Genomic DNA, 25,492 nt, shown 5'->3' with positions numbered 1-25,492 from the left:
TTCGCTACGGTCAATGTCAAATTTATGGAGCACCAACATCCCCTGTAGGAGTGAGCCTGCTCGCGATAGCGTCATTACGGCCAACATCAGTGTTGACTGAACCACCGCTATCGCGAGCAGGTTCACTCCTACAGGTAAAGGCATAAAAATCACAAGAGGCCACGCATGCACAGCGAGTTCCCCACCGAATCCAGCTACCGCGGTCAACGCGAACAGTTCATCGCCGCCGCCAACGCCGCCGGCGCCACACTCACCTCCTACACACATCCACGTTGCGGGCCATTCGGCGAACCCCTGAGCACCGACGTCGCCATGCTCGGCGATCCACAGGCCAAACGCCGGCTGGTAGCGCTCAGCGGTACCCACGGAGTCGAGGGCTATTACGGCTCGGATTGCCAGATCGATTGGCTGAAGGCATTCGTACCGGGCTCGCTGCCCAAGGATGTCGCGGTGGTGATGGTGCACCTGATCAACCCATGGGGCACCGCATGGCTGCGTCGGGTCAACGAAGACAACATCGACCTCAACCGTAATCACCTGGATTTCACCGGGCCGTTGCCGGATAACCGCGCTTACGGGACCTTGCATGAGATTTACGCCTGCACCGATTTGAACGGTTCGGAGCGCGCGCGGACCGACGCCTTGCTCGATGCGCAGATCAACGAACACGGCTGGCCAGCGGTGATGTCGATTGTCGAGGGCGGTCAGCACAGTCATCCCGATGGACTGTTTTACGGTGGCCGCGCGCCGAGCTGGTCGAATCGCACGTTGCATCAAATCATCGACGCGCATCTGGCTGGCGCTGAAACCGTGATGTGTTTTGACCTGCACACTGGCGCTGGCGAATACGGCCATCCGATGTTGCTGACCATCACCCAGACGCCTTACCCGGCACTCGCGCAGGCCCAGGCAATTTATGGCCCATGGCTTTACACGCTGCACACTGGCGCCGACACCTTGAGCGAAACCGGAGTGGCAGCGACGGCTACCGGGTACACCTCGCAGGCATTGCTCAATGCCTTGCCGGGCGTGCAACTGATGCCGTTCGTGATCGAGTGCGGGACGTATCCGGGTCCGGATGTGCATCGGCATTTGCGTGATGACCATTGGCTGCATCTGCATGGCGATCCGCTGGATGCGACGGGGCGGAGGATCAAGTTGAATCTGCTGGAGCAGTTTTATCCGGCGGATCCGGACTGGCGCGCAATGGTCGGTTTGCGCACTCGACAGATCTGGGCGAAAGGGTTGTCGGCGCTGGGTAACTGGTCGCAGTAAATCATCAGTACCTTGGCTGTCGGCACTTTCCTCCAGGCACAAAAAACGGCTCACTTTGCGGTAAGCCGTTTTTTTGTATTTGTGGTGCGCGATCTACTTCATACCTGGATCGAACCCGTTTCCTACAGCGTTTTTTCAACCAGATCGCTCGGTACCGATTCTGTCGAATGAAAAGGCATTTCGCGCCTGTAGTACCTCGCCCCCGACCTAGCGGTTGTTCTGTATTTCTCCTACAGATTTTTCAGGTCGACAACTTACGCGCCTTTACCTGAGGATATTTTCTGTTGTTTTCTCCAGGATGGATTTCAGATGAAAGGGATAAGTCCGTTGCCATTCAATTCTATTTTCAGTCGGCCATTGTCATGAGTGTTTCCAATGAGGATCGCGATTTTCTGGTGGCGATGGGCAGTCGCATTGCTCACTTACGCACAGTGCACGAGATCACACAGACTCGGTTTGCAAGGGCTTTAGGTCTTTCCCGGCAAACCTTTCAGGGCTACGAGGAGGGCACGCGCAGCATGCCGGTCACGACACTGGTGAAGATGGCATTTGCGCTGCGCGTGCCTGTTGAAGACCTGCTCGGGGTTCCTTCGTACACGGAGACGCCCTGGCGCAGCTTGACCTCGACGTGGTATCGACGGCTGCAGTCCATCAATGAGCTTTCGAAGGTTCAACAGAAGGTCATTGCGCAGATGCTCGACGCCCTGATCGCACAGGCAGCGACCAAAGCGAGCAACGAAGAGAAGGATATTTTGAAGTAACAGATTACCGAGACTTTTCTCGAGGCATAAAAAAACGGCCTACCTTTCGGTAAGCCGTTTTTAGTACTTGGTGGCTACACAGGGACTTGAACCCCGGACCCCAGCATTATGAATGCTATGCTCTAACCAACTGAGCTATGTAGCCAAGTGGCGCGCATTATTCCCCTGAAATGGAAAAGCGTCAAGCGTAAATTTAAAATATTTCTTCTTATTTTCAACCGCTTATCCTCCAGCCCGGAAAATCCGGGCTGGGCAGGGCCTCAACGCAGCTGAAATCTTGCCGTATTGGCGCTCAAGGCGTGGCTGCCCTGACTCAGGGTATCCGCCGCGAGGTTCACCGCCCGTGCACCTTCGAGCAAACGCACGGCCGCCTGATCGACCTGCTGGATATTGCCGCTGACTTCGTCGGCGGTGCTCGCCTGTTCCTCGACCGCCGTGGCGATCTGCGCCAACGTGTCGGTAACACTTTGCACGGCGCTGGCGATTTCTCCTAAACGCTCACCGAGACCGGTGACCGACTCGGCATCGGTTTGCGCCTGGCCGCACGCGGCTTCCATCAGGCTCACGGCTTCGTTGACCGTAGCGCGCAGGCTGTCGACCGTGCCGGCGATTTGCGCGGTAGACGACTGCGTGCGTTGCGACAGGCTGCGCACCTCATCGGCGACCACAGCGAAACCGCGTCCTTGTTCACCAGCTCGCGCGGCTTCGATGGCTGCGTTGAGCGCGAGCAGATTGGTCTGCTCGGCGACGCCGCGAATGGTGTCGACGACCAATTGAATCTGCTGGCCTTGCTCGCTGACCCGGCCCAGCGCTGCAGCAGTTTCGTTCAAACGCTGATTGAGCTGTTGAATACTCGCGGTGGTGCGCTGGCTGTCGCGGCTGCTGTCGGCGGCGATGCGCCGGGTGTGCTGAGCGCTGCCGGAGGCCTGCTCGCAACTCTGCGCCACACCTTGCGAGGTTGCGGCCAATTGCGTGGCGGCTGCGGCGATCTGGCTGATCTGCAACTGCTGCGCTTCGACTTCGCCGAGAGCGCCGCTGGAATGCTCGTTGAGGCTGCGCACGGCGTTGCTCAGTTGCGAGGTTTCGTGATCGACACCGAGCATGCTCGTGCGCAGTTGCACCACGGCAACGTTGAGTGCGGTGCTGATCGCGGCCAGTTCATCGCGGCCCTCCACCGGCACTTGCAGACTGAGGTTGCCGTCACGCAACGCTTCGGCGAGCAGGGTGATGCCGCTGGCGCTGCGGCGGATCGAGGCTTGCAGGCAGATGAACAGGTACAGCGCCGCGAGCAGCAGGCAGCCGAAGATGGCTGCGACGATGATGAACTGACGGATTGCTGAGCTGTGGTAGGCGTCGAGGCGCTGATCCAGCGACACCAGCGATTGCTGGCGCAGGGCGGCGAGGTCGCTCAGCATGGCGTCGAGGCTGCGTTCGAATTCGTCCGGCTTGAGCGTGATGCTGCCGCCGAACACGCCGTCATCAAGGACCTTCAGGCCGCTGTCGAGGCGTTTCAGGCTGTCGTGGTATTGGCTAGCCCAGCTCTGCTGATCTTTCGGCAGGCGTGCTTCGAGCAGCGTGGCGGTTTTCACCAGTTGCTCGCGGGCATCGCCGATGCGGCTGCGCAGGTCACGCAACTGCAAACGGCTTTGCAGAGTGAATTGGCCGGAGACGACCGAGGCTTGGCCGACTGCTGCGAGACGTCCGACGCGTTCGATCAGGTCCGGCGCGTGCTGCGTGGAAATTTGTGTCAGCAGATAGGTTTCCAGCCACGGCGCGAGGGTCAGGCGATTGTCCATGACGATTTGTTCGCGCAACGCTTGCAGGGCGCTGAGGGCGTTGGTGAAGCGGTCGTAACCGTCCGGCCACCAACCGACGCTGCTGAGGCTTTTCGAGTCCAGGCTGTTGAGCGCGGTTTGCAGTGCTTGATAGCGGGTGAGGGTTTCGCCTTCGGCACCTTCGTTTTTCAGTGCGTTGCCCAAATCGGTGGTGGCTTGCAGAACTGCCGGTTGTACCGCGTCGAATGCACCCATGGCGGCGAGCGTGGCAGGCGTCGGTTGGCGATTGGTTTCGGTGGCGCGCCAACGGGCGGCACGGTCGCGTTGCGCGGCGAGCAGGTTGTCCAACGCATCCAGCGCAAGCAACTGCCGCACGCCAGCGCGTTCGCCGGAAATCAGATTGAGTTTGTCGCGATAGTCCTGGCCGATCATCAACAGGCTGCCGGCCAACGGCAGAATGAACAACAGAAACAACAACTGGAATTTACCTGCGAAGCCAAACCGCCCCAGCAAATTGATCCCCGGTGAAAGGAAAGCCTGCATGCCCCATGACTCCTCTGGACACCACGCACCAATGGCGTGCATCGCGGTCGTGCGACCTGGATGTTGTGCCCTGCTAAAAGGCCTCGAAAGTTCACTCTCGCCCGCTCTGTAGGCCGGCTCTGTAGCGAAACTTCCCATTGTCGGTCGCCTTTGTAAGGCGCCCGCGTTCAAGGGGAGAAGCAAGGCAAGATTCAGACCATGGCGTTGCGCTATCACTTTGCAGTCGACGACCAGTCAGTTAGTTAGCTGGCTAAGGGGATGGCGCTGGCGCACCGAAAAATGGCACATTGACGCACCTGCCTGCGTGCACCCATCTGCTGTCCGGAAACTTTCATGGCTATCAGCAACGTTCAGACCGCCGCTGCCTCGGCGCCCGCTGCTCCGCAAAGCAGCCCATTGGTGATGCGTATCATCGGCGCGGTGGCGTTGGCGCATTTGATCAACGACCTGATCCAGTCGGTGCTGCCGTCGATCTATCCGATGCTCAAGGCCAATTACGGCCTGACGTTCACCCAGGTCGGCCTGATCACTTTGACCTTTCAACTGACTGCGTCGCTGTTGCAGCCGTGGGTCGGTTATCACACCGATCGGCATCCGAAACCCTGGCTGTTGCCGGCGGGGTCGATTTGCACGTTGATTGGCATCGTGATGATGTCGATGGTCGGCAGTTTCCCGTTGATTCTGCTGGCGGCGGCGCTGATTGGTATCGGCTCTTCAACGTTCCACCCGGAAGCCTCGCGGATTGCCCGACTGGCCTCGGGCGGACGTTTTGGTCTGGCGCAATCGACCTTCCAGGTTGGCGGTAACGCCGGTTCCGCGTTCGGTCCGTTGCTGGCGGCGGCGATCATTATTCCGTTCGGCCAAGGCAACGTGGCGTGGTTCGGTTTGTTCGCAGTGTTTGCGCTGTTCGTGCTGTACCGCATCAGCCGCTGGTACGCCCATCACTTGAATCTGTTCAAGCTCAAGGCTGGTCAGGCCGCGACTCACGGGCTGTCGAAGGGCAGGGTGACCAGTGCGCTGGTGGTGTTGGGGCTGTTGGTGTTTTCGAAGTATTTCTACATGGCCAGCCTGACCAGTTACTTCACGTTCTACCTGATCGAGAAGTTCGACTTGTCGGTGGCCAGTTCGCAGTTGCACCTGTTCCTGTTCTTGGGCGCGGTGGCGGCGGGGACGTTCTTCGGCGGGCCGATCGGCGACAAGATCGGCCGTAAGGCGGTGATCTGGTTTTCGATCCTTGGCGTTGCGCCGTTCACGCTGCTGATGCCTCACGTCGACCTGTTCTGGACCACGGTTCTCAGCGTTGTGATCGGCTTCATTCTGGCTTCGGCGTTCTCGGCGATTGTGGTGTACGCGCAGGAACTGGTGCCGGGGAATGTCGGGATGATTGCCGGGGTGTTCTTCGGTTTGATGTTTGGTTTTGGCGGGATTGGCGCGGCGTTGCTCGGGCATCTGGCGGATGTGCACGGGATTGAGTACGTGTATTTCCTGTGTTCGTTCTTGCCGTTGTTTGGGGTGCTGGCGATTTTCCTGCCGCGCACCAAAAAGCCCTGATTCACACATTACCCATTGTAGGAGTGAGCCTGCTCGCGATGGCGGTGTGTCAGACAGCACATCTGTAGCTGATAGAACGCTATCGCGAGCAGGCTCACTCCTACAGGGGATTGGTGGTGTGGCGGACAATGTCTCAGGCACAAAAAAGCCGCGTATCAAACGCGGCTTTTTCTTCGGCGTAACGCTTACACGTTGAAGCGGAAGTGCATCACGTCGCCGTCCTTGACGATGTAATCCTTGCCTTCCAGACGCCATTTACCGGCTTCTTTGGTACCGGCTTCGCCCTTGTACTGGATGAAGTCGTTGTAGGCGATCACTTCGGCGCGGATGAAGCCTTTCTCGAAGTCGGTGTGGATCACGCCGGCAGCCTGAGGTGCGGTGGCACCGACTTTGACAGTCCAGGCGCGGACTTCTTCGACACCGGCGGTGAAGTAGGTCTGCAGGTGCAGCATTTCGTAGCCGGCGCGGATCACGCGGTTCAGGCCAGGCTCTTCCAGGCCCAGGGCCTCGAGGAACATGTCCTTCTCTTCGCCGTCATCGAGCTCGGCGATTTCCGCTTCGATCTTGTTGCAGACCGGAACGACCATCGCGCCTTCTTCTTCGGCGATGGCGCGAACCACGTCCAGGTGCGGGTTGTTCTCGAAACCGTCTTCAGCGACGTTGGCGATGTACATGACCGGTTTGGTGGTCAGCAGGTGGAAGCCCTTGATCACCGCTTTTTCGTCGGTGCTCATGTTCTTCATCAGGCTGCGTGCCGGCTTGGCTTCGGTGAAGTGCGCGATCAGTTGCTCAAGCAGAGCCTTCTGAACCACGGCGTCCTTGTCACCACCCTTGGCGTTACGCGCGACTTTCTGCAGTTGCTTCTCGCAGCTGTCGAGGTCGGCGAAGATCAGTTCCAGATCGATGATTTCGATGTCGCGTTTCGGGTCGACGCTGTTGGAAACGTGGATCACGTTTTCGTCTTCGAAGCAGCGCACCACGTGAGCGATCGCGTCGGTTTCGCGGATGTTGGCGAGGAACTTGTTGCCCAGGCCTTCACCTTTCGAGGCGCCGGCAACCAGGCCTGCGATGTCGACGAATTCCATGGTGGTCGGCAGGATGCGCTTCGGATTGACGATGGCCGCCAGGGCTTCCAGACGCGGATCCGGCATCGGCACGATGCCGCTGTTCGGCTCGATGGTGCAGAAGGGGAAGTTCTCGGCCGCGATACCGGATTTGGTCAGGGCGTTGAACAGGGTGGACTTGCCGACGTTAGGCAGGCCGACGATGCCGCAATTGAATCCCATGGTGTTTCCCCTCGGAGTAGAGTCAGGCCTTCTGGCTGTGCAGGTTTTTCATCGCGCGGTTCCATTCCCCGGCGAGGATATCCGGCAGCACGCCGAGGGCAAAGTCGATGCTGGCATCGAGTTTTTCCTGTTCGGCGCGTGGCGCACGACCCAGGACGAAATTTGAAACCATACTGGCGACGCCCGGGTGGCCAATGCCAAGCCGCAGGCGGTAGAACGTATTCTGATTGCCCAGTTGCGCAATGATGTCGCGCAACCCGTTGTGACCGCCATGGCCGCCGCCCTGCTTGAGCTTGGCAACGCCCGGAGGCAAGTCGAGTTCGTCATGCGCCACGAGGATTTCTTCAGGCTTGATGCGGAAGAAACCGGCGAGTGCCGCCACGGCCTGGCCGCTGCGGTTCATGTAGGTGGTGGGAATCAGCAGACGAACATCCTGACCCTGATGCGAATAGCGCCCGGTCAGGCCGAAATATTTGCGATCGGCCACAAGATTCACATTCTGTGCGTGGGCGATGCGCTCAACAAAAAGGGCCCCTGCGTTATGCCGGGTCTGGTCGTATTCGGCGCCTGGATTTCCCAGGCCAACGATCAGTTTGATGGCAGTCACGATAGGGGCCCTTCCTTTGAGTGGTGAGTAACATCGCCGCGATCAGGCAAAGCGGCGAAAGTGGACGAAAAATGCTCATTTACCATGGATGTAAACTCCGCGTTCTCGCCCGCTTTCTCGCTACGTTCCAGTCCGCGATGTTACTTGCTCACTCAGGCATGACAGAGTGAATTACTCTGCTGCGCCTTCTTCAGCTTCTGGAGCAACGCGTGGAGCGTGTACGTTTGCAACAGCTTTGTCGTCGCCGTGAGCCAGTGCAACGAACTCAACGCCTTTAGGGGCTTTGAGGTCGGACAGGTGGACGATTGCGCCGATTTCCAGAGCCGACAGGTCGACTTCGATGAACTCAGGCAGATCTTTCGGCAGGCAAGTTACTTCGATTTCGTTCAGGACGTGCGAGATCTCGCCGCCTTTCTTGATCGGAGCTTCTTCACCAACAAAGTGCACAGGCACGATAGCGGTCAGTTTCTGGCCGGCTACGACGCGTACGAAGTCAGCGTGCATGACGTGACCCTTGGACGGGTGACGTTGCAGAGCTTTGATGATGACGTTCTGCTTTTTGCCGCCAACGTTCAGTTCGATAACGTGGCTGTAGGCAGCTTCGTTTTCGAGCAGTTTGGCAACTTCTTTGGCCAGCATGCTGATGGATTCAGGGGCTTTTTCGCCACCGTAAACTACAGCTGGAACCAGGCTAGCGATACGACGCAGGCGGCGGCTCGCACCTTTCCCCAGGTCGGAACGCACTTCAGCATTCAGAGTAAAATCGTTCATTTTGTATCTCCAAAATAGCCATGACCGGAGTGGCGTTTGCGACCAGCGCCAAACACGGTATGGGCAAAAAAGCCCCGCCCCGGCAGGAATGCCGGGGCGGGGCGCTTTTCGTCAACGAGACATTTCGAGAAGGGCAGGGCCCTTAACGGAACATCGCGCTGATCGATTCTTCATTGCTGATGCGGCGAACCGCTTCGGCAACAACCGGTGCGATATCCAGTTGACGGATACGTGCACAGGCTTGTGCTGCAGCGGACAGCGGGATGGTGTTGGTCACCACCAGCTCGTCCAGCACGGAATTTTCGATATTCTCGATGGCCCGACCCGACAGCACAGGGTGTGTGCAGTAGGCAAAGACCTTGGCTGCGCCATGCTCTTTCAGGGCCTTGGCCGCGTGGCACAGAGTGCCGGCGGTATCGACCATGTCATCGACCAGAATGCAGGTACGCCCTTCGACATCACCGATGATATGCATCACTTCAGAGTGATTGGCTTTCTCACGGCGTTTGTCGATGATCCCGAGATCCACGCCCAGGGATTTGGCAACGGCACGTGCACGCACGACGCCACCAATGTCCGGGGAAACGATCATCAGGTTTTCGAAGCGCTGATCTTCAATGTCATCCACCAGAACCGGGGAGCCGTAGATGTTATCTACCGGAATATCGAAGAAACCCTGAATCTGGTCAGCATGCAGATCAACCGTGAGAACACGGTCGATGCCGACTACGGTAAGCATGTCAGCAACGACTTTCGCGCTGATAGCCACACGTGCGGAACGCGGACGGCGATCCTGACGGGCATAACCAAAATAAGGAATAACAGCAGTGATACGAGTAGCCGAGGAGCGGCGGAAGGCATCAGCCATCACTACCAGTTCCATCAGGTTATCGTTGGTCGGAGCGCAAGTCGGCTGAATAATGAAAACGTCTTTACCGCGAACGTTTTCATTGATCTCGGCAGTAATTTCGCCGTCGGAGAACTTACCGACAGAGATGTCACCGAGAGGGATATGCAGCTGACGTACAACACGCCGAGCCAGATCGGGGTTAGCATTCCCCGTAAAGACCATCATCTTGGACACGCGCAGTACCTAGAGGCTGAGGGTAACCTGGATGAGTATAGAAAATGGCAGGGGCGGCTGGATTCGAACCAACGCATGGCAGGATCAAAACCTGCTGCCTTACCGCTTGGCGACGCCCCTGTATCTGTTGCATCAAGTGCCGAGCACCTGGTTCCTTTAGAGCAGACTTTGCAGCTTGCGGTGCAACATCGAAACGTTGCTGCCTTTCGCTACAAACCCTGTAAGGGTCTCTGTCAGAAGGGCCGAGACTTTATCAGCTTCAGCTTTGCTTGGGAAGCCCCCAAACACACAACTTCCAGTTCCGGTGAGTTTTGCTTCGGTAAATTTACCTAACAAATCCAATGCGTTACGTACTTCTGGATAACGCCTTGCAACCACCGGCAAGCAGTCATTTCGACTGTTTCCCTCGGGAACGGGGCGCACTTTAATGGGCGGCGTGTTACGTGTCAACAAAGGATCGGAAAAAATTTCTGCCGTACTTACAGAGACTTGCGGTACGAGTACCAGATACCACGGTTCTTCGGGATCCACCGGGGTGAGTTTCTCACCCACGCCCTCGGCGAAAGCCGCATGACCACGGACAAAAACCGGCACGTCGGCACCGAGCGTCAGGCCCAGTGCGGCCAGGCGATCTTCGTCCCAACCCAGCTGCCATAAATGATTCAGGCCGAGCAAAGTCGTCGCCGCATTCGAACTGCCGCCACCGATACCGCCGCCCATGGGCAGGACTTTATCAATCCAGATATCGATGCCGAGCGAACAGTCGGACTGTTGCTGAAGCATTTTCGCCGCGCGCACGATCAGGTTGCTGTCATGCGGCACGCCAGCGAACTCGGTGTGCAGTTGAATCACACCGTCATCACGCACGGCAAAGGTGATTTCATCGCCGTAATCGACAAATTGAAACAACGTCTGCAACTCGTGATAACCGTCTTCACGGCGCCCGAGAATGTGCAGCATCAAATTGAGCTTGGCCGGCGAGGGCAGGGTCAGGCGTGCAGCGGTCATGGGTTATTGCCCCAGCTTGCGCGGCTGCCAGGTCTTGATCACCAGCGTCACGTCGAGGTCAGTGCCGTGCAGCTTGATGCGTTCCGGCAACCAGTAACCGTTTTGTTCGGTGTAAGCGGTGTATTCGACTTTCCAGCCATCCTGTTCCAGGTTGGCCAAGCGGCTGTCGGCATCCAGACTCAGGCGACTTTTGCTATCAGGCGCCGGCAGGCCACGCACCCACCAGGCCAGATTCGACACCGGCAGTTTCCAGCCAAGCTGTTCTTCGAGCAGCGCTTCCGGGGATTGCGATTCGTAGCGACCCTGGTTGGCAACTTCCAGCGAGACTTTGCCCGGACGCCCGGTCAGGCGTGCCGCACCACGACCCAGCGGGCCGGACAGACGGATGTCGTAATAGTCCTGACGTTGCAGCCAGAACAACGTGCCGCTACCGGAATCTTTCGGTGCGCGGATGCCGATCTTGCCGTCGATCTGCCAGCCGTCGAGGCCGGTCAGCTGTTGTTTGTTCGCGGCCCATTGAGCCGGGCTGCCGTGGCCCTCGACCGATTCACGAGTGCCAAAACCCGAGCAGCCAGCGAGCAGGGCGATGAAGCTGAAAACAATAACGTGGCGCAAAAACATGAGTTAAAGAGTCTCGGATCCGGTCAGGCGCTTGATGGTGCTGCGCAGAATGGTGCTGTCGGGCTGATCCTTGAGGAATTTGCCCCAGATTTGTTTGGCTTCACGCTGGTTGCCCTTGGTCCACAACACTTCGCCCAGATGTGCGGCGACTTCGTGATCCGGGAAACGCTCCAGCGCCTGACGCAGATATTTCTCGGCGTCATCCAGATTGCCCAGGCGGTAATTCACCCAGCCGAGGCTGTCGAGTACGGCCGGGTCTTCCGGGTTGATCTGGTGTGCCTGCTCGATCAGCGTTTTGGCTTCAGCGTAGCGCGTGGTGCGATCGGACAGGGTGTAGCCCAAAGCATTGAGTGCCATGGCGTTGTCCGGATCACGCTTGATGATCAGGCGCAGATCTTTTTCCATCTGTGCCAGGTCATTGCGTTTTTCCGCGAGCATCGCCCGGGTGTAGAGCAGATTCAGATCGTCCGGGTATTGCAGCAAAGCTTGCTGCAAGACTTTCCAGGCCTTGTCGTCCTGTTTATTGGCCGACAGGGTTTCCGATTCGATCAGGTACAGCTGAATCGCGTAGTCCGGTTGCTCGTCGCGCTGGGCGGCGAGTTTGCTTTGCGCTTCAGCGGTTTTGCCGTTGTTCATCAGAATATCGGCCTGACGCAATTGCGCCGGCAGATAGTCGTTGCCCGGGCCGACCTGGGCGTACTCGATGAGGGCGCCTTGCGGGTCGTTGCGTTCTTCAGCGATGCGTCCCAGGTTCAGGTGCGCCGAATCGACGTGGCTTTCACGGGCGATCAAGTCTTCCAGATAACCCTTGGCTTCATCCCACGCTTTGGCTTCCAGGCAGACCAAGGCCAGCGAGTAGCGCAGTTCGTCGTCTTCCGGGTATTGCTGCACAAGGCTGGAGAACTCGGCTTTGGCGTCGTCCATGCGGTCTTGTTCGACCAGCATGCGTGCGTAAGTCAGGCGCAGGCGTTTGTCGTCCGGATACTTTTTGATGCTTTTCTGCAGCAGTGGCAGCGCTTCGTCGCCTCGGTTGAGAATTTGCAGCAGGCGCGCGCGCAGCAGAATCGGCGCGATCTCGCCGTCATCCGGCGGATTGTCTTCGAGCAATGCCAGCGCGGCTTTGTTGTCGCCGTCCTGTTGCAAGAGCAGGGCCTTGCCGAAAATCAGCTGGCTGTTGTTCGGATGACGCTGCAACAAACGGTCAAAACTTTTCATCAGACCGTTGCGGGTTTCCTGATCGGTATCCGCTGCCGACAGCGCGAGGAAGTCGAAATGGGTATCGCCCTTGCCCTGCAGGACTTTCTCCATATAGACCATCGAGTCGTCATAGCGCCCGGCGCGTGCCAGTTGCACGGCGGCGGCGCGTTGCGCTTCGAGGTCGTCCGGGGCATTTTTCGCCCAGATCAGCGCGGTATCGAGGGCCGGTTGATCGGCGCCCAGATATTCGGCGATACGGAAGGCGCGTTCGGAGACACCCGGATCCTGCGTATTGATAGCCTGGGTCACGTAGTTATCCAGAGCAATGTCGAAACGATTGCGCTGGCCGGCGAGTTCGGCGCTCAACAGGCTGAAAACGGTTTCCTCGCTGAACGAGCTGTAAACCTTGGGCTTTTCAGGCGCAGGCGTGGTGTCTTCAACCGACGGCGTACCGTCCGGCGAAACGGGAGCCAAGGCCTGGCAGCCGCTGAGGAAGACAAAAGCGAGGAGCAACGCGGAAGATCTATTCATATAGGAAGAGGACGACTAACCTGCGGTCGGATCATCATGACACAAGCCTTCGGCCAAACATAACCGAGACTCAATTGTGCCCATTATAGGGGCTGACGATTGGGACAATAGTCAGCGGTAGTTGTTCTGAATCTTTCGAAGGTGGACAATTGCCGGCTTCACGTCACCATCAGCGACCTTGAATGGCCTTCCTTGCACTCGGTATCAACCACAAGACTGCTTCAGTAGACGTCCGCGAGCGCGTGGCTTTTACTCCTGAACAGCTGGTGGAGGCCTTGCAGCAGCTCTGCCGACTGACCGACAGCCGCGAAGCCGCGATCCTCTCCACCTGCAATCGCAGTGAGCTTTATATAGAACAGGATCAGCTTTCTGCCGATATCGTGCTGCGCTGGCTGGCCGACTATCACCATTTAAGCCTCGATGAGCTGCGCGCGAGTGCTTATGTGCATGAAGATGATGCGGCAGTTCGTCACATGATGCGCGTCGCCTCCGGGCTCGACTCGCTGGTGTTGGGCGAACCGCAGATTCTCGGCCAGATGAAATCGGCCTACGCCGTGGCCCGCGAGGCCGGCACCATCGGCCCGCTGCTGGGGCGACTGTTTCAAGCAACGTTCAATGCCGCCAAGCAGGTGCGCACTGACACCGCCATCGGTGAAAACCCGGTATCGGTGGCGTTTGCCGCCGTCAGCCTGGCGAAACAGATTTTCAGTGATTTGCAGCGTAGTCAGGCTTTGCTGATCGGCGCCGGCGAGACCATTACTTTGGTCGCCCGCCATTTGCACGAGCTGGGGGTCAAGCGCATCGTCGTCGCCAACCGCACGCTGGAACGCGCCAGTCTGCTGGCCGAACAGTTCGGCGCTCACGCGGTGTTGCTGTCGGACATCCCGGCGGAACTGGTGCGCAGCGATATCGTGATCAGTTCGACTGCCAGTCAGTTGCCGATTCTCGGCAAGGGCGCGGTTGAAAGCGCATTGAAGCTGCGCAAGCACAAACCGATCTTTATGGTCGATATCGCCGTTCCCCGCGATATCGAGCCGGAAGTCGGCGAGTTGGACGACGTTTACCTTTATAGCGTCGACGATCTCCACGAAGTGGTCGCCGAGAACCTCAAGAGTCGCCAGGGCGCAGCCCAAGCGGCGGAAGAAATGGTTTCGGTCGGCGCTGACGATTTCATGGTGCGCCTGCGCGAGCTGGCGGCGGTCGACGTGCTCAAGGCCTATCGTCAACAGAGCGAACGCCTGCGCGACGAAGAGCTGCAAAAGGCCCTGCGCCTGCTCGCCAACGGTGGCAACGCTGAAGACGTGCTCGGGCAACTGGCCCGTGGCCTGACCAATAAACTGTTGCACGCGCCTAGCGTGCAACTGAAAAAGCTTTCTGCCGAAGGCCGCCTTGATGCGCTGGCCATGGCCCAGGAACTCTTTGCCCTTGAGGGCTCACCGGATAGCTTTTCGGATAAAAAACCGCAATGAAAGCGTCACTGCTCAATAAGCTGGATGTTCTCCAGGACCGTTTCGAGGAACTGACCGCGCTGCTTGGCGACGGCGAAGTCATTGCCGATCAGGCCAAATTCCGCGCCTATTCCAAGGAATACGCCGAACTCGAGCCGGTGGTACAAGGCTATAAAAAGCTGCTCAGCGTACAAAGCGATCTGGAAGGCGCGCAGGCGTTGCTCAAGGACAGCGACCCGGACATGCGCGAAATGGCCGTGGAAGAAGTCCGCGAAGCCAAGGAATTGCTGATCACCCTGGAAGCCGATCTGCAACGCATGTTGCTGCCCAAGGATCCGAATGACGGCCGCAACGTCTTCCTCGAAATTCGCGCCGGCACCGGTGGCGACGAGGCGGCGATCTTCTCCGGCGATTTGTTCCGCATGTACTCGCGTTACGCCGAGCGCCGTGGCTGGCGGGTCGAGATCCTTTCGGAAAACGAAGGCGAACACGGTGGCTATAAAGAAGTCATCGCGCGCATTGAAGGCGACAACGTTTACGGCAAACTGAAATTCGAATCCGGCGCGCACCGCGTACAGCGCGTACCCGCCACCGAATCCCAAGGCCGCATCCACACTTCGGCCTGCACCGTGGCGGTATTGCCTGAGCCCGACGAGCGCGAAGCCATCGAGATCAACCCGGCGGATCTGCGCGTCGACACGTTCCGTTCCTCCGGGGCTGGTGGTCAGCACGTCAACACCACCGACTCCGCGATCCGCATCACCCATATACCGACCGGCACCGTCGTCGAGTGTCAGGAAGAACGTTCCCAGCACAAGAACCGAGCCCGAGCGATGGCGTGGTTGTCGGCCAAGCTCAATGATCAGCAAACCGCAGCGGCGGCCAATGCGATCGCCAGCGAGCGTAAATTGCTGGTGGGCTCGGGCGATCGTTCCGAGCGCATCCGCACCTACAACTTTGCCCAAGGCCGGGTTACAGACCATCGCGTCAACCTGACCCTGTATTCCCTCGATGAAATTCTTGCCGGTGGCGTTGAAGCGGTGATCGAGCCATTGCTGGCGGAATATCAGGCTGACCAACTTGCAGCGATAGGTGAATAAATGACCATCATCGCCAGCCTGTTGCGCGCCGCCGAACTGCCGGACTCGCCCACCGCGCGTCTGGATGCCGAATTGCTTCTCGCCGCTGCACTGGGCAAATCGCGCAGCTTTCTGCACACCTGGCCCGAGCGCATCGTGCCAAGTGAAGCAGCGCTGACCTTTGCCGAATATCTGCAACGTCGCCGTGGCGGCGAGCCGGTGGCCTACATTCTCGGGCAGCAGGGGTTCTGGAAACTCGATCTGGAAGTCGCACCGCACACGCTGATCCCGCGTCCGGACACTGAATTGCTGGTGGAAGCGGCGCTGGAATTGCTGCCCGCGACCCCGGCCAAAGTGCTCGACCTCGGCACTGGCAGCGGTGCGATTGCTTTGGCCTTGGCCAGCGAGCGTCCGGCGTGGAAAGTCACCGCCGTGGATCGCGTTCTTGAAGCCGTAGCTTTGGCCGAGCGCAATCGCCAGCGCCTGCATCTGAACAACGCCACGGTGCTGAGCAGCCATTGGTTCAGCGCGCTGGAAGGTCAGCGTTTCCAGTTGATCATCAGCAACCCGCCGTACATTGCTGCCGCCGATCCGCATCTGGTCGAAGGCGATGTGCGCTTCGAACCGGCCAGTGCGCTGGTTGCCGGGGAAGACGGGCTCGATGATCTGCGTTTGATCGTTGCACAGGCCCCGGAACATCTGGAGGCCGCTGGCTGGTTGATGCTCGAACACGGCTATGATCAAGCCGAAGCCGTACGCGATCTGCTGCTCACGCGTGGCTTTGAAGACGTCCACAGCCGCACCGATCTGGGCGGTCATCAACGCATCAGTCTGGGGCGCCTGCCGTGCTGAATGATCAGGAATTGCTGCGCTACAGCCGGCAGATTCTGCTGCAACACATCGACATCGACGGGCAGTTGAAGCTCAAGGACAGTCGCGTGCTGATCGTTGGTCTCGGCGGCCTCGGTGCGCCGGTTGCGCTGTATCTGGCCGCGGCCGGTGTCGGCCAATTGCATCTGGCGGATTTCGATACCGTCGACCTGACCAACCTGCAACGCCAGATCATCCATGACACCGACAGCGTCGGCATGAGCAAAGTCGACTCGGCGCTCAAGCGTCTGGGCGCGATCAATCCCGAGATTGAACTGATCGCCCATCGTCAGGCGCTGGACGAGGATTCTCTCGCCGCTGCCGTGGCGGCGGTGGATCTGGTGCTCGACTGTTCCGATAACTTTTCCACGCGCGAAGCGGTCAACGCTGCGTGTGTGGCGGCGTGCAAACCTTTGGTCAGCGGCGCGGCGATTCGTCTGGAAGGGCAATTATCGGTGTTCGACCCACGTCGTGCCGAGAGTCCGTGCTACCACTGTTTATACGGGCACGGCAGCGAAGCCGAACTGACTTGCAGCGAGGCCGGTGTGGTCGGGCCGCTGGTGGGACTGGTCGGCAGCCTGCAAGCGCTTGAGGCCTTGAAGGTGCTGGTCGGTTTCGGTGAGCCGCTGGTGGGTCGCTTGCTGTTGATCGATGCCCTCGGCTCGCGTTTCCGCGAGTTGCGCGTCAAGCGTGATCCGGGTTGCAGCGTCTGTGGTTCGCGCCATGCGTGAAGCGCCGATCGGCGTGTTCGACTCCGGTGTTGGCGGCTTGTCGGTGCTGGCGGAAATCCAGCGTTTGCTGCCCAATGAATCACTGCTCTATGTCGCCGATTGCGGGCACATTCCCTACGGAGAGAAAACCCCGGAATTCATCCGCCAGCGCTGCAGCGTGATGGCCGGGTTTTTCCGTGAGCAGGGCGCCAAGGCCTTGGTGTTGGCCTGCAATACGGCCACGGTTGCCGGCGTTGCCGATTTGCGCCGCGACTTTCCTGACTGGCCGATTGTCGGCATGGAGCCTGCAGTCAAACCCGCCGCCGCCGCGACCCGCAGCGGTGTGGTCGGCGTGCTCGCCACCACCGGCACATTGCAGAGCGCCAAATTCGCCGCGTTGCTGGATCGCTTTGCCGCTGATGTACGCGTGATCACCCAGCCATGCCCCGGCCTGGTCGAGCTGATTGAAAGCGGCGATCTGCACAGCGCCGAGTTGCGTCAGTTGCTGCAAAGCTATGTCGACCCGCTGTTGGCCAGCGGTTGCGACACAATCATTCTGGGCTGCACCCACTATCCCTTTCTCAAGCCGATGCTCAAGTCGATGATCCCTGCGGACATCAGCCTGATCGATACCGGTGCTGCTGTAGCGCGGCAACTTCAGCGGCTTTTGGCGGAGCGCGATTTGCTCGCTGCCGGCCCGAACCAATCGGTCAGATTCTGGACCAGCGCTGATCCTGCCTACTTCAAAAACATCCTGCCGCTACTGGGTCAGAGTGCCGGCGAAGTACAAAACTTCGACTTGTAAAAAATTTGTGAAATAACTAAAAAATCAGCTGAACTTCTGAGCAGGCGCTAGCTTCTATAGCGAAGAGTTATCTAGAAAACCAAACGATCGTTCCGGAAAAGGAAGTTTCAACGTGAAGCGACTATTCTGCTTGGCCGCGATTGCGGCCGCACTGATGGGGCAAAGTTTTACTGCACAAGCGGCAGGTGTTGAGTTCGCGGTGGGGGCCACCAGCGACTCGACCATGACGTACCGCTTGGGCATGAATTTCGACTGGGACAAGAGCTGGCTGCAAAGTGACGTCGGTCGCCTGACCGGTTACTGGAGCGGTGCTTACACCTACTGGGAAGGCGACAAGACCTCGAGCAACAACAGCCTTTCGTTCTCGCCGGTGTTTGTTTACGAGTTTGCCGGCCAGTCGGTCAAACCGTATATCGAAGCGGGGATCGGTGTGGCGGCCTTCTCTAACACCAAGTACGAATCCAACAATCTCGGCGGCTCTTTCCAGTTTGAAGACCGCCTCGGTTTTGGTCTGCGTTTCAATGGCGGGCATGAAGTCGGGATTCGGGCGACGCACTATTCCAACGCCGGCCTTGCCAGTGACAACGACGGTGTAGAAAGTTACTCGCTGCATTACACGATGCCGCTCTAAGCCGAGCGCATAACCCCTGTAGGAGTGAGCCTGCTCGCGATAGCGGTGTGTCAGTCACACATATATTGACTGACACACCGCTATCGCGAGCAGGCTCACTCCTACATTTGTTTTGGGGTGTTCTTGGGATCAGCGGTAGGCGGTCGTGATGCCTTTGCGCTCTTCAATGCACTCCGGCGCGCCCATCTCGAACTCGCGGCAAATCAGCGGACGCTTTTCGTAAATCGTGCACATCATCGTGTCGCGATCCAGCGCCGCGCACCAGCCGTCGTCAAGACGCAGCATCACTTCGCCGCCCCATTCATCGGTATCGATAAAGCGATCAGGCACGCCGGTGTCGGTGATCAGCATCACTTCGAGTTGGCAACAGCACGCCGCGCAGGTCGAGCAGGTGACTGCAGGCTCGGTGATTTGCTGGTGGGGAATGGTTTTCATGGCGGCAGTGTAAGGCAGTCGCCGCCGTGCGTGTGAAAGCTCTGACAGACGCTCAGTGCGCCAGCCGCCGCGCCATCGCATGCAGCAGTGGAAAAAGCAGTGCCCAGAGCAGGCCGATGCCGATCAATGTCGGTAACTCGCCATAGGGAAATTGCACCCCGGCCAGTCGCCCGCCAGCGTAATACGACAACGCGCCGCCGACCGCGCCCAGCACGCTGGCCAGCCACCATGGCCGGGCGCTCCATGCCAGGCAATGACGCAACGTGGTCGCCAGCAGTGCCCAGAGCAGCATCAGCCACAGCGGAATCAGCGGCGACTGATCCTGAAACTCGAACACCCCGACACCGCGCAACACACTGTCCACGGCTGTGCCGACAATCACCACGCTCAAAATCAAACGGCCTTCAGCCGCCCAATTGCTGATCCAGCGCAGATGAATCACCAGCACCGCCAACGCGACCAGCAACCACAAACTGTTGCCGCCGAGCACGCAGGTCAGCCAGCCGATCTGGAACAACACGGCATTGGCGACACGCTCAAGCATCGAAGCGTCCGAGCAGCGGTGCGGTCATTGCGGCCGGTTTGGCCAGCAGCAATTGCGCGGTGCCAATGGTGCGTTCGAGGAATCCACCTTCGCAGTAACACAAGTAAAACTCCCACAGCCGCAGGAAATAATCGTCGTAACCCAACTCGCTCAAACGGCCGTGGGCGCGGCGGAAGTTCTCGTGCCACAGGCGTAGGGTTTTTGCGTAATGCAGGCCGAAATCTTCCATGTGCAGCAGGTTCATATCGGTGTCGCGGCTGACCACTTCGAGCATTTTCTGCACGCAGGGCAGGGCGCCGCCGGGGAAGATGTAGCGTTGAATGAAATCGACGCCGCGTTTGGCCTGTTCGTAGCGCTGCTCGCGGATGGTGATCGCCTGGATCAGCATCAAACCGTTGCTCTTGAGCAAGTGCGCGCATTGTTTGAAGTAGGTCGGCAGGAAGCGGTGACCGACCGCTTCGATCATTTCGATCGACACCAGTTTGTCGTATTCGCCGGTGAGGTCGCGGTAGTCCTTGAGCAGCAGCGTGACCTGATCCTGCAAGCCCAGTTGTTCGATGCGTTGTGCGGTAAACGCGTACTGTTCTTTCGAGAGTGTTGTGGTGGTCACGCGGCAACCGTAATTCTGGGCGGCGTAAAGCGCCATGCTGCCCCAACCGGTGCCGATTTCCAGCAAATGGTCGCTGTCCTTGAGCGCGAGCTTTTGACAGATGCGCTCCAGCTTATTCAACTGCGCCTGCTCCAGGCTGTCTTCGGGCGTAAGGAACTGCGCCGCCGAATACATCATGGTCGGGTCGAGAAACTGCTCGAACAGATCGTTACCGAGGTCGTAGTGCGCGGCGATGTTTTTCTGCGAACCCTTGCGCGTATTGCGGTTGAGCCAGTGCAGACCTTGCACCAACGGCCGACCGAGGCGTGCCAAGCCACCCTCCATGGCATCGAGCACGTCGAGATTGCTGACGAACACGCGCACCACCGCAGTCAGATCCGGTGAACTCCAATAACCGTGGATAAACGCCTCGCCGGCACCAATCGAACCGTTGCCGGCAACCATGCCCCAGACGGCCGAGTTGAGCACATGGATTTCCCCGAGCAAGGCACTGCCCGGCGTGCCGAACATCAGCCGTTCGCCATCCTCGACCACCAGCAGTTGCCCGTTTTTCAGTTGGGCCAATTGGCGCAACACGCCACGGCGCAGCAGCGATCCGGTCAAACCGTTGGCGCTGAACCGACTGACCGACAGACTAGAGGATTTCATGGCGGTGCTCCTTGGGAGGCACAGTGGCGGTTTGAAAACTGCCGTCGGCAGCCTGATGAGCAAAGAGCGGTGCGCGTTTGAGCAGCAGGCGCAGTGCCTGCCAGTAAATCGCCAAGGCGGTTTTCGCGGTCATCCACGGAAAGCGCCGCAAGTAACGATGCAGGCTGCGACGATCAAGATTTTCGCGTTGCAGATTGAGTGTGGCGTCGAACAGTTTTTGCTCGCCTTGCCAGTCGGCCATGTGCACGCCGAGGGCTTGCGCGGCGGGACTGAAACTCATGCGGTATTCGAGATCGCGCGGCAAAAACGGCGAAACGTGAAAGGCCTTGGCCACGGCGAAGTGCTGATGAAAATCCTGCAGGTTGGCGGGCGTGCGCGCTGGCAGCACGTAGTGATAGCGCTCGCGCCACGGCGTGTTGGTGACTTCGCAGACAATCGCCGCCAGTTGCCCGTCGGCCTCATGGCAATAAAAGAAACTCACCGGATTGAAGGACAACCCCCAACTGCGCGCCTGGGTCAGCAGGCAAATCGCGCCTTGCGGTTCATGGCCAATGGCGATGCCGACCTGCTGACGCACGGCATCGATCAGGCGCATGCCTCGGCCGGTAAAGGTCTTCAGGTAGTCGGTCTCGCGAAATGAAAACGGCGCAAAGCGACTGCGCCCGGCCAGCGGCGACAGTGCAAGCACGGCGTCCTGTTCGCTGAGGTCGAGGTAGAGCAGACCGATCCGATAGCGGAATTCATGGCGGCGCGGCGAGAAACGCCGATGGCCGATCCAGCCGCTGTACAGGGCGCTGTTCATAAGGTTTCCCCGAACGCAGCGGCCACGCGCAAGGCGCTGACCACACCGTCCTCATGAAAACCGTTGGCCCAATAGGCGCCGCAATAATGTGTGTGCTGCGCGCCATCCAGTTCGCCCCAGCGATTCTGTGCCGCCACCGCAGCGAGGCTGAATTGCGGGTGGGCGTAGGTGTAACGGGCAAGCACTTTGTCCGGGCTGATGCCGGCGCTCTGATTGAGGCTGACGCAGAACGTGGTGTCGCTCTGAATACCCTGCAAAATGTTCATGTCGTAGGTGACGGCGGCGTGGGTGTGGCCGGCGCCGCTGAGCCGATAGTTCCAGCTCGCCCAGGCCAGTTTTCGTGTCGGCAACAAGCGCGTGTCGGTGTGCAGCACCACTTCGTTGGCGGCGTAGGGCAGGGCGCCGAGGATCGCGCGTTCGGCATCGCTCGGCATCGCCAGCAGTTTCAACGCTTGATCGCTGTGACAGGCGAACACCACCTGATCGAAGTGTTCGAGGCCTGCCGGGCTGTGGATAACTACGCCATGCACGTCACGATCAACCCGGGTTACCGGGCAATTGATACGAATCCGCTCCTTGAACGCGGCTGTCAGCGGCGCGATATAGGCGCTCGAGCCGCCTTCGATAACTTGCCATTGCGGCCGCTCACTGACCGACAACAAGCCATGGTTCTTGAAGAAACGCACAAAAAACTGCAGCGGGAAATTGAGCATCTCCGCCATTGGCATCGACCAGATCGCCGAGCCCATCGGCACGATGTAATGCAGGATGAAACGCTCGCCGTAACCGCCAGCCTTGAGGTATTCGTCGAGGGTGGTGTCGGCGGCGATGCGCAGTTCGACGAGGTCGCGCTGGGCTTCTTTGTTGAAGCGCAGAATGTCGCGCAACATGCCCCAGAACCCGGGCGAAAACAGGTTGCTGCGCTGGGCGAACAGGCTGTTGAGGTTGTTGCCGTTGTACTCCAGACCGGTGTCCGGGTCGGTCACCGAGAAACTCATTTCGGTCGGTTTGAACGCTACGCCAAGCTGGCCGAGCAGACGGATGAAATTCGGGTAGGTCCAGTCGTTGAAGACGATGAAACCGGTGTCCACGGCGTACTGCCGTCCAGCGACCGTAACGTCGACGGTGTGCGTGTGACCACCGACCCAGTCGCCGGCCTCGAACACCGTCACTTCATGGCGGCGATTGAGCAGGTAAGCGCAGGTCAGCCCGGCGATCCCGCTGCCGACGATGGCTATTTTCATGTCGGATCCGTCAGCGGTGGGGACTTGCGCACCATGCGCTTGCCGATCGCCAGTTGTACCCGCGATGGAAGTTTCGATAGCGGCCACAGCGCGGCCATGAACAGCGCCGGGAAGGCGATCTCCAGCGGCCGGTCCTTGAGCTTGGCGAAGATGTGCCGTGCGGCTTTATCCACAGGCCAGCTCAAGGGCATGGGGAAATCGTTTTTTGCGGTCAGCGGTGTTTCGACAAAACCCGGGCTGACCACGGTGACTTCAATGCCTTCGTCGGCCAGATCGATGCGCAGCGATTCGAACAGGTAACGCAATCCGGCCTTCGAGGCGCCGTAGGCTTCGGCTCGTGGCAGCGGCAGGTAGGTCACCGAACTGGCCACGCCGATCAGATGCGGCGCAGTGCCTTTGCGCAGCAGCGGCAGGGCAGCCTCGATGCAATAACTGCTGGCGAGCAAATTGGTGCGCACCACATGCTCGATGATCGAGGAATCGAACTGCTTGGCGTCGACATATTCGCAGGTGCCGGCGTTGAGAATCACCGAGTCCAGCGAACCCCAGTCTGCGGCGATCTGCTCACCGATTTCGCGCACTGTCTGGCTGTTGGTCAGATCTCCCGGCACTACTAAAACCTGCCCTGGATAGCGTTGCGACAAGACCTTGAGCGGAGCGACCTGACGGGAACTGACCGCCAGGTGCGCACCGGTTTTCAGGATCTCTTCAGCCAGCGCCGCGCCGATGCCACTGCTGGCCCCGGTCAACCAATAACGCCGTGGAGGTGTACGACTCATCCCATTCTCCTTTTCAGCCAGGCGATGACCCGGCCCAATACTGGCAAGTGTTCATACAGCAGCGCCCCGGCATCGAAATAATCCCGGTGGCGATAAACCTTGTCGTGCCACAACAGATGCGAGCAACCGCTGACACGAATCACGCGGCCACCCGCCAGGCGTGGATGGCGATAGCTCATGACCCAGCGCAGGTAACCTTCGCAATCGCCGATCTGGTCGAAACCATGAAAGTCGAAATGCAGTTCGCTGACGTTGGCGTATAGCTCGCCGAAATAGTCGCGTAACTGCGCCAGCCCCTGGACCTCGTGCAGCGGGTCGGTGAAATGAATGTCATCGCTGTACAGCTCGGCAAGGCTTTGCAGGTTGTCTTTGTTCAACGCTGAAAATTGCCGGGCGAAGCGGCGCAGGAATTCACTCATCATCACCTCCTGAAGACGTACGCGAAGGTAGATTCTTGAAGGCTGCCAAGGCCCGTTGGCGCGAGGTGCTGAGGTTGACGATCGGCGACGGATAGTCGGCGGCGCCGAACAAGCCACCGACGTCGGCAGGGTTGTGCACTTGTTTTTTGTTGAGGTCGGCCAGTTCCGGGAGCCAGTGCTTGATGAACAGACCTTCGCTGTCGAATTTTTCCGACTGGCTCAGCGGGTTGAAGATGCGGAAGTACGGCGCCGAATCGGTGCCCGTCGACGAACTCCATTGCCAGCCACCGTTGTTCGCCGCCAGATCGCCATCAATCAGGTGGCGCATGAAAAAGCGTTCGCCTTCGCGCCAGTCGATCAACAGGTTTTTGGTCAGGAACATCGCTACGACCATGCGCAGGCGATTGTGCATCCAGCCGGTTTCGAGCAATTGGCGCATGGCCGCGTCGATGATCGGCAGACCGGTGCGCGCTTCTTGCCATGCGGCAAGATCCTCCGGCGCATCACGCCAGGCCAGCGCTTCGGTTTCCGGGCGGAAAGCGCGATGGCGGGAAACGCGGGGATAGCCGACCAGAATGTGTTTGTAGAACTCGCGCCACAGCAGCTCGTTGATCCAGGTGACCGCACCGACCTTGCCGCTTTCGAATTCGCCCTGATTGCTTTGCAGGGCGGCGTGCAGGCATTGCCGTGGCGAGATCACGCCGGCAGCCAGATACGCCGAGAGCTGACTGGTGCCGGGCTTGGCCGGGAAGTCGCGTTCGCTCTGGTAGTAATCGATCTGCGTGTCGGTGAAGGTGTCGAGGCGGCGTCGGGCTTCCTGTTCACCGGCTGGCCACAGCGCTCGCAGCGAGTCGCTCGGGGTCGCGAAGCCTTTGACGGAATCAGGAACCGGGTCGCTGTCGATGTTCAAAGCGCTTTGTTTGCCGGGAGCCTTTATCAGCGCAGGCATTGAGCGATGCAGGCGTTCGTAACAGACTTTGCGGAACTGGCTGAACACCTTGAAGTAACTCTCGGTCTTGGTCAGCACGCTGCCGGGTTTGAACAGCAACTGGTCGAGATAGCTGTGAAAGGTGATGCCCTCGGCCTTCAATGTTTCGGCCACCGCTGCATCGCGACGGCTTTCATGGACGCCATATTCTTCGTTGACGTGGACGGATTCGATCTTCAGTTGCCGACAGAGCTTGAGCAGTTCCGCCGGGGCCTGATCCCAATGGTTTGCAGTGCGAATCAGCAACGGGATGTTCAGTTGGTCAAGGCTTGCACTCAACTCACGCAGGTTGCGCAGCCAAAAGTCGACCTTGCACGCTGCATCGTCATGTTCCAGCCATTGCTGCGGACTCAACAGATACACGGCGACCGTCGGGCCACGTGCTGCGGCGGCCGCGAGAGCGGTGTTGTCATGTTGGCGCAAGTCGCTGCGCAGCCAGATCAATTGCATGTCGGAACTCACTGCGTCCA

The 25,492-nt window shown here is 59.1% G+C and carries 25 protein-coding genes and 2 tRNA genes; 9 read left to right on the top strand and 18 right to left on the bottom strand.

The genetic code is table 11. From position 1 onward, the window contains the following. Positions 1–165 precede the first annotated feature (165 nt). Both AC5SEM_RS20950 and AC5SEM_RS20945 read left to right on the top strand, forming a co-directional pair. Positions 166–1,275, top strand: coding sequence for a DUF2817 domain-containing protein (locus AC5SEM_RS20950; RefSeq protein ID WP_495471186.1), 1,110 nt, complete (start codon positions 166–168; stop codon positions 1,273–1,275). 284 nt (positions 1,276–1,559) lie between these two features. Next, positions 1,560–2,036, top strand: coding sequence for a helix-turn-helix domain-containing protein (locus AC5SEM_RS20945; RefSeq protein ID WP_495471185.1), 477 nt, complete (start codon positions 1,560–1,562; stop codon positions 2,034–2,036). A 68-nt stretch (positions 2,037–2,104) separates the two neighbouring features. Here the strand turns inward: AC5SEM_RS20945 and AC5SEM_RS20940 are convergent. Both AC5SEM_RS20940 and AC5SEM_RS20935 read right to left on the bottom strand, forming a co-directional pair. Then, positions 2,105–2,181 (bottom strand) — tRNA-Met (locus AC5SEM_RS20940). 115 nt (positions 2,182–2,296) lie between these two features. Continuing rightward, positions 2,297–4,354: a methyl-accepting chemotaxis protein gene (locus tag AC5SEM_RS20935; RefSeq protein ID WP_495471184.1), complete on the bottom strand. Its 2,058-nt coding sequence runs from the start codon at positions 4,352–4,354 to the stop codon at positions 2,297–2,299. 333 nt (positions 4,355–4,687) lie between these two features. Between AC5SEM_RS20935 and AC5SEM_RS20930 the strand changes: the two genes are divergently transcribed. Then, entirely contained in the window at positions 4,688–5,905 is a 1,218-nt protein-coding gene (locus AC5SEM_RS20930) for an MFS transporter (protein ID WP_123595817.1), read from the top strand. A gap of 185 nt (positions 5,906–6,090) precedes the next feature. On the opposite strand, the gene ychF is transcribed toward AC5SEM_RS20930, so the two are convergent. From ychF to AC5SEM_RS20890, 8 genes are all read right to left on the bottom strand, one after another. Then, complete coding sequence (ychF, locus tag AC5SEM_RS20925; RefSeq protein WP_034156038.1) at positions 6,091–7,191, bottom strand: redox-regulated ATPase YchF; 1,101 nt, start codon at positions 7,189–7,191, stop codon at positions 6,091–6,093. A 22-nt stretch (positions 7,192–7,213) separates the two neighbouring features. Further along, entirely contained in the window at positions 7,214–7,798 is a 585-nt protein-coding gene (gene pth / locus AC5SEM_RS20920; protein WP_008079560.1) for an aminoacyl-tRNA hydrolase, read from the bottom strand. 171 nt (positions 7,799–7,969) lie between these two features. Further along, positions 7,970–8,569 carry a 50S ribosomal protein L25/general stress protein Ctc gene (locus tag AC5SEM_RS20915; RefSeq protein WP_038360906.1) on the bottom strand — a complete coding sequence of 200 codons (600 nt, stop codon included), beginning with the start codon at positions 8,567–8,569 and terminating at the stop codon, positions 7,970–7,972. Between the two features lie 142 nt (positions 8,570–8,711). Then, on the bottom strand, positions 8,712–9,653 hold the full coding sequence (locus tag AC5SEM_RS20910) for a ribose-phosphate pyrophosphokinase (protein WP_003171603.1): 942 nt from the start codon (positions 9,651–9,653) through the stop codon (positions 8,712–8,714). A 45-nt stretch (positions 9,654–9,698) separates the two neighbouring features. Continuing rightward, positions 9,699–9,773, bottom strand: a tRNA-Gln gene (locus tag AC5SEM_RS20905). A gap of 36 nt (positions 9,774–9,809) precedes the next feature. Continuing rightward, the gene (gene ispE, locus AC5SEM_RS20900) at positions 9,810–10,661 is read right to left on the bottom strand and encodes a 4-(cytidine 5'-diphospho)-2-C-methyl-D-erythritol kinase (RefSeq protein ID WP_116031477.1); all 852 of its coding nucleotides are present in this window, start codon (positions 10,659–10,661) and stop codon (positions 9,810–9,812) included. Between the two features lie 3 nt (positions 10,662–10,664). Continuing rightward, positions 10,665–11,282, bottom strand: coding sequence for a lipoprotein insertase outer membrane protein LolB (gene lolB, locus AC5SEM_RS20895; protein ID WP_273916978.1), 618 nt, complete (start codon positions 11,280–11,282; stop codon positions 10,665–10,667). A gap of 3 nt (positions 11,283–11,285) precedes the next feature. Continuing rightward, positions 11,286–13,010, bottom strand: a complete 1,725-nt coding sequence (locus tag AC5SEM_RS20890; RefSeq protein WP_077574522.1) for a tetratricopeptide repeat protein — start codon at positions 13,008–13,010, stop codon at positions 11,286–11,288. 182 nt (positions 13,011–13,192) lie between these two features. Here AC5SEM_RS20890 and hemA point away from each other — a divergent pair, with 182 nt between their 5' ends. From hemA to AC5SEM_RS20860, 6 genes are all read left to right on the top strand, one after another. After that, a complete protein-coding gene (gene hemA / locus AC5SEM_RS20885) occupies positions 13,193–14,479 on the top strand; it encodes a glutamyl-tRNA reductase (RefSeq protein WP_007951716.1) in 1,287 nt (428 codons plus the stop codon). Further along, complete coding sequence (gene prfA, locus AC5SEM_RS20880; RefSeq protein WP_077574521.1) at positions 14,476–15,558, top strand: peptide chain release factor 1; 1,083 nt, start codon at positions 14,476–14,478, stop codon at positions 15,556–15,558. The genes hemA and prfA overlap by 4 nt, the downstream gene beginning before the upstream one ends. After that, positions 15,559–16,389: a peptide chain release factor N(5)-glutamine methyltransferase gene (gene prmC, locus AC5SEM_RS20875; RefSeq protein WP_495471183.1), complete on the top strand. Its 831-nt coding sequence runs from the start codon at positions 15,559–15,561 to the stop codon at positions 16,387–16,389. Next, positions 16,383–17,138 carry a molybdopterin-synthase adenylyltransferase MoeB gene (locus tag AC5SEM_RS20870; RefSeq protein ID WP_495471182.1) on the top strand — a complete coding sequence of 252 codons (756 nt, stop codon included), beginning with the start codon at positions 16,383–16,385 and terminating at the stop codon, positions 17,136–17,138. The genes prmC and AC5SEM_RS20870 overlap by 7 nt, the downstream gene beginning before the upstream one ends. Continuing rightward, entirely contained in the window at positions 17,131–17,922 is a 792-nt protein-coding gene (murI, locus tag AC5SEM_RS20865; protein ID WP_495471181.1) for a glutamate racemase, read from the top strand. The genes AC5SEM_RS20870 and murI overlap by 8 nt, the downstream gene beginning before the upstream one ends. 112 nt (positions 17,923–18,034) lie before the next feature. Next, positions 18,035–18,553 carry an acyloxyacyl hydrolase gene (locus AC5SEM_RS20860; RefSeq protein ID WP_016987213.1) on the top strand — a complete coding sequence of 173 codons (519 nt, stop codon included), beginning with the start codon at positions 18,035–18,037 and terminating at the stop codon, positions 18,551–18,553. 129 nt (positions 18,554–18,682) lie between these two features. On the opposite strand, the gene AC5SEM_RS20855 is transcribed toward AC5SEM_RS20860, so the two are convergent. Genes AC5SEM_RS20855 through phrB form a run of 8 tightly spaced genes read right to left on the bottom strand, consistent with a single transcriptional unit; the run spans position 18,683 to position 25,472 of the window. Further along, positions 18,683–18,988 (bottom strand): YkgJ family cysteine cluster protein, encoded by a 306-nt coding sequence (locus AC5SEM_RS20855; protein ID WP_077574517.1) that lies wholly within the window; start codon positions 18,986–18,988, stop codon positions 18,683–18,685. A gap of 52 nt (positions 18,989–19,040) precedes the next feature. Further along, positions 19,041–19,532, bottom strand: a complete 492-nt coding sequence (locus tag AC5SEM_RS20850; RefSeq protein ID WP_495471180.1) for a DUF2878 domain-containing protein — start codon at positions 19,530–19,532, stop codon at positions 19,041–19,043. After that, the gene (locus AC5SEM_RS20845) at positions 19,525–20,790 is read right to left on the bottom strand and encodes a class I SAM-dependent methyltransferase (protein ID WP_495471179.1); all 1,266 of its coding nucleotides are present in this window, start codon (positions 20,788–20,790) and stop codon (positions 19,525–19,527) included. Before AC5SEM_RS20845 ends, AC5SEM_RS20850 begins: the two co-directional genes overlap by 8 nt. Next, positions 20,777–21,592: a DUF1365 domain-containing protein gene (locus tag AC5SEM_RS20840; RefSeq protein ID WP_495471178.1), complete on the bottom strand. Its 816-nt coding sequence runs from the start codon at positions 21,590–21,592 to the stop codon at positions 20,777–20,779. Before AC5SEM_RS20840 ends, AC5SEM_RS20845 begins: the two co-directional genes overlap by 14 nt. Continuing rightward, on the bottom strand, positions 21,589–22,836 hold the full coding sequence (locus AC5SEM_RS20835) for an NAD(P)/FAD-dependent oxidoreductase (RefSeq protein ID WP_495471177.1): 1,248 nt from the start codon (positions 22,834–22,836) through the stop codon (positions 21,589–21,591). The genes AC5SEM_RS20840 and AC5SEM_RS20835 overlap by 4 nt, the downstream gene beginning before the upstream one ends. Next, the gene (locus tag AC5SEM_RS20830; protein ID WP_495471176.1) at positions 22,833–23,615 is read right to left on the bottom strand and encodes an SDR family NAD(P)-dependent oxidoreductase; all 783 of its coding nucleotides are present in this window, start codon (positions 23,613–23,615) and stop codon (positions 22,833–22,835) included. Before AC5SEM_RS20830 ends, AC5SEM_RS20835 begins: the two co-directional genes overlap by 4 nt. After that, positions 23,612–24,034: a nuclear transport factor 2 family protein gene (locus AC5SEM_RS20825; protein ID WP_495471175.1), complete on the bottom strand. Its 423-nt coding sequence runs from the start codon at positions 24,032–24,034 to the stop codon at positions 23,612–23,614. The genes AC5SEM_RS20830 and AC5SEM_RS20825 overlap by 4 nt, the downstream gene beginning before the upstream one ends. Beyond that, positions 24,027–25,472, bottom strand: coding sequence for a deoxyribodipyrimidine photo-lyase (phrB, locus tag AC5SEM_RS20820; protein ID WP_495471174.1), 1,446 nt, complete (start codon positions 25,470–25,472; stop codon positions 24,027–24,029). The genes AC5SEM_RS20825 and phrB overlap by 8 nt, the downstream gene beginning before the upstream one ends. Positions 25,473–25,492 lie beyond the last annotated feature (20 nt).

The organism is Pseudomonas sp. CH61 (assembly GCF_059429415.1).
This window is presented reverse-complemented; position numbering and strand designations above follow the sequence as displayed.

Excerpts from the sequence above, each read along its gene's own strand:
- prfA (WP_077574521.1), top strand. The coding sequence starts at position 14,476 with ATGAAAGCGTCACTGCTCAATAAGCTGGATGTTCTCCAGGACCGTTTC.
- AC5SEM_RS20830 (WP_495471176.1), bottom strand. The coding sequence starts at position 23,615 with ATGAGTCGTACACCTCCACGGCGTTATTGGTTGACCGGGGCCAGCAGT.
- ychF (WP_034156038.1), bottom strand. The coding sequence starts at position 7,191 with ATGGGATTCAATTGCGGCATCGTCGGCCTGCCTAACGTCGGCAAGTCC.
- AC5SEM_RS20855 (WP_077574517.1), bottom strand. The coding sequence starts at position 18,988 with ATGAAAACCATTCCCCACCAGCAAATCACCGAGCCTGCAGTCACCTGC.
- murI (WP_495471181.1), top strand. The coding sequence starts at position 17,131 with ATGCGTGAAGCGCCGATCGGCGTGTTCGACTCCGGTGTTGGCGGCTTG.
- AC5SEM_RS20890 (WP_077574522.1), bottom strand. The coding sequence starts at position 13,010 with ATGAATAGATCTTCCGCGTTGCTCCTCGCTTTTGTCTTCCTCAGCGGC.
- AC5SEM_RS20840 (WP_495471178.1), bottom strand. The coding sequence starts at position 21,592 with ATGAACAGCGCCCTGTACAGCGGCTGGATCGGCCATCGGCGTTTCTCG.
- AC5SEM_RS20930 (WP_123595817.1), top strand. The coding sequence starts at position 4,688 with ATGGCTATCAGCAACGTTCAGACCGCCGCTGCCTCGGCGCCCGCTGCT.
- ispE (WP_116031477.1), bottom strand. The coding sequence starts at position 10,661 with ATGACCGCTGCACGCCTGACCCTGCCCTCGCCGGCCAAGCTCAATTTG.
- AC5SEM_RS20915 (WP_038360906.1), bottom strand. The coding sequence starts at position 8,569 with ATGAACGATTTTACTCTGAATGCTGAAGTGCGTTCCGACCTGGGGAAA.
- AC5SEM_RS20935 (WP_495471184.1), bottom strand. The coding sequence starts at position 4,354 with ATGCAGGCTTTCCTTTCACCGGGGATCAATTTGCTGGGGCGGTTTGGC.
- AC5SEM_RS20835 (WP_495471177.1), bottom strand. The coding sequence starts at position 22,836 with ATGAAAATAGCCATCGTCGGCAGCGGGATCGCCGGGCTGACCTGCGCT.
- prmC (WP_495471183.1), top strand. The coding sequence starts at position 15,559 with ATGACCATCATCGCCAGCCTGTTGCGCGCCGCCGAACTGCCGGACTCG.
- phrB (WP_495471174.1), bottom strand. The coding sequence starts at position 25,472 with ATGCAATTGATCTGGCTGCGCAGCGACTTGCGCCAACATGACAACACC.
- hemA (WP_007951716.1), top strand. The coding sequence starts at position 13,193 with ATGGCCTTCCTTGCACTCGGTATCAACCACAAGACTGCTTCAGTAGAC.
- AC5SEM_RS20845 (WP_495471179.1), bottom strand. The coding sequence starts at position 20,790 with ATGAAATCCTCTAGTCTGTCGGTCAGTCGGTTCAGCGCCAACGGTTTG.
- AC5SEM_RS20950 (WP_495471186.1), top strand. The coding sequence starts at position 166 with ATGCACAGCGAGTTCCCCACCGAATCCAGCTACCGCGGTCAACGCGAA.
- AC5SEM_RS20825 (WP_495471175.1), bottom strand. The coding sequence starts at position 24,034 with ATGAGTGAATTCCTGCGCCGCTTCGCCCGGCAATTTTCAGCGTTGAAC.
- AC5SEM_RS20850 (WP_495471180.1), bottom strand. The coding sequence starts at position 19,532 with ATGCTTGAGCGTGTCGCCAATGCCGTGTTGTTCCAGATCGGCTGGCTG.
- lolB (WP_273916978.1), bottom strand. The coding sequence starts at position 11,282 with ATGTTTTTGCGCCACGTTATTGTTTTCAGCTTCATCGCCCTGCTCGCT.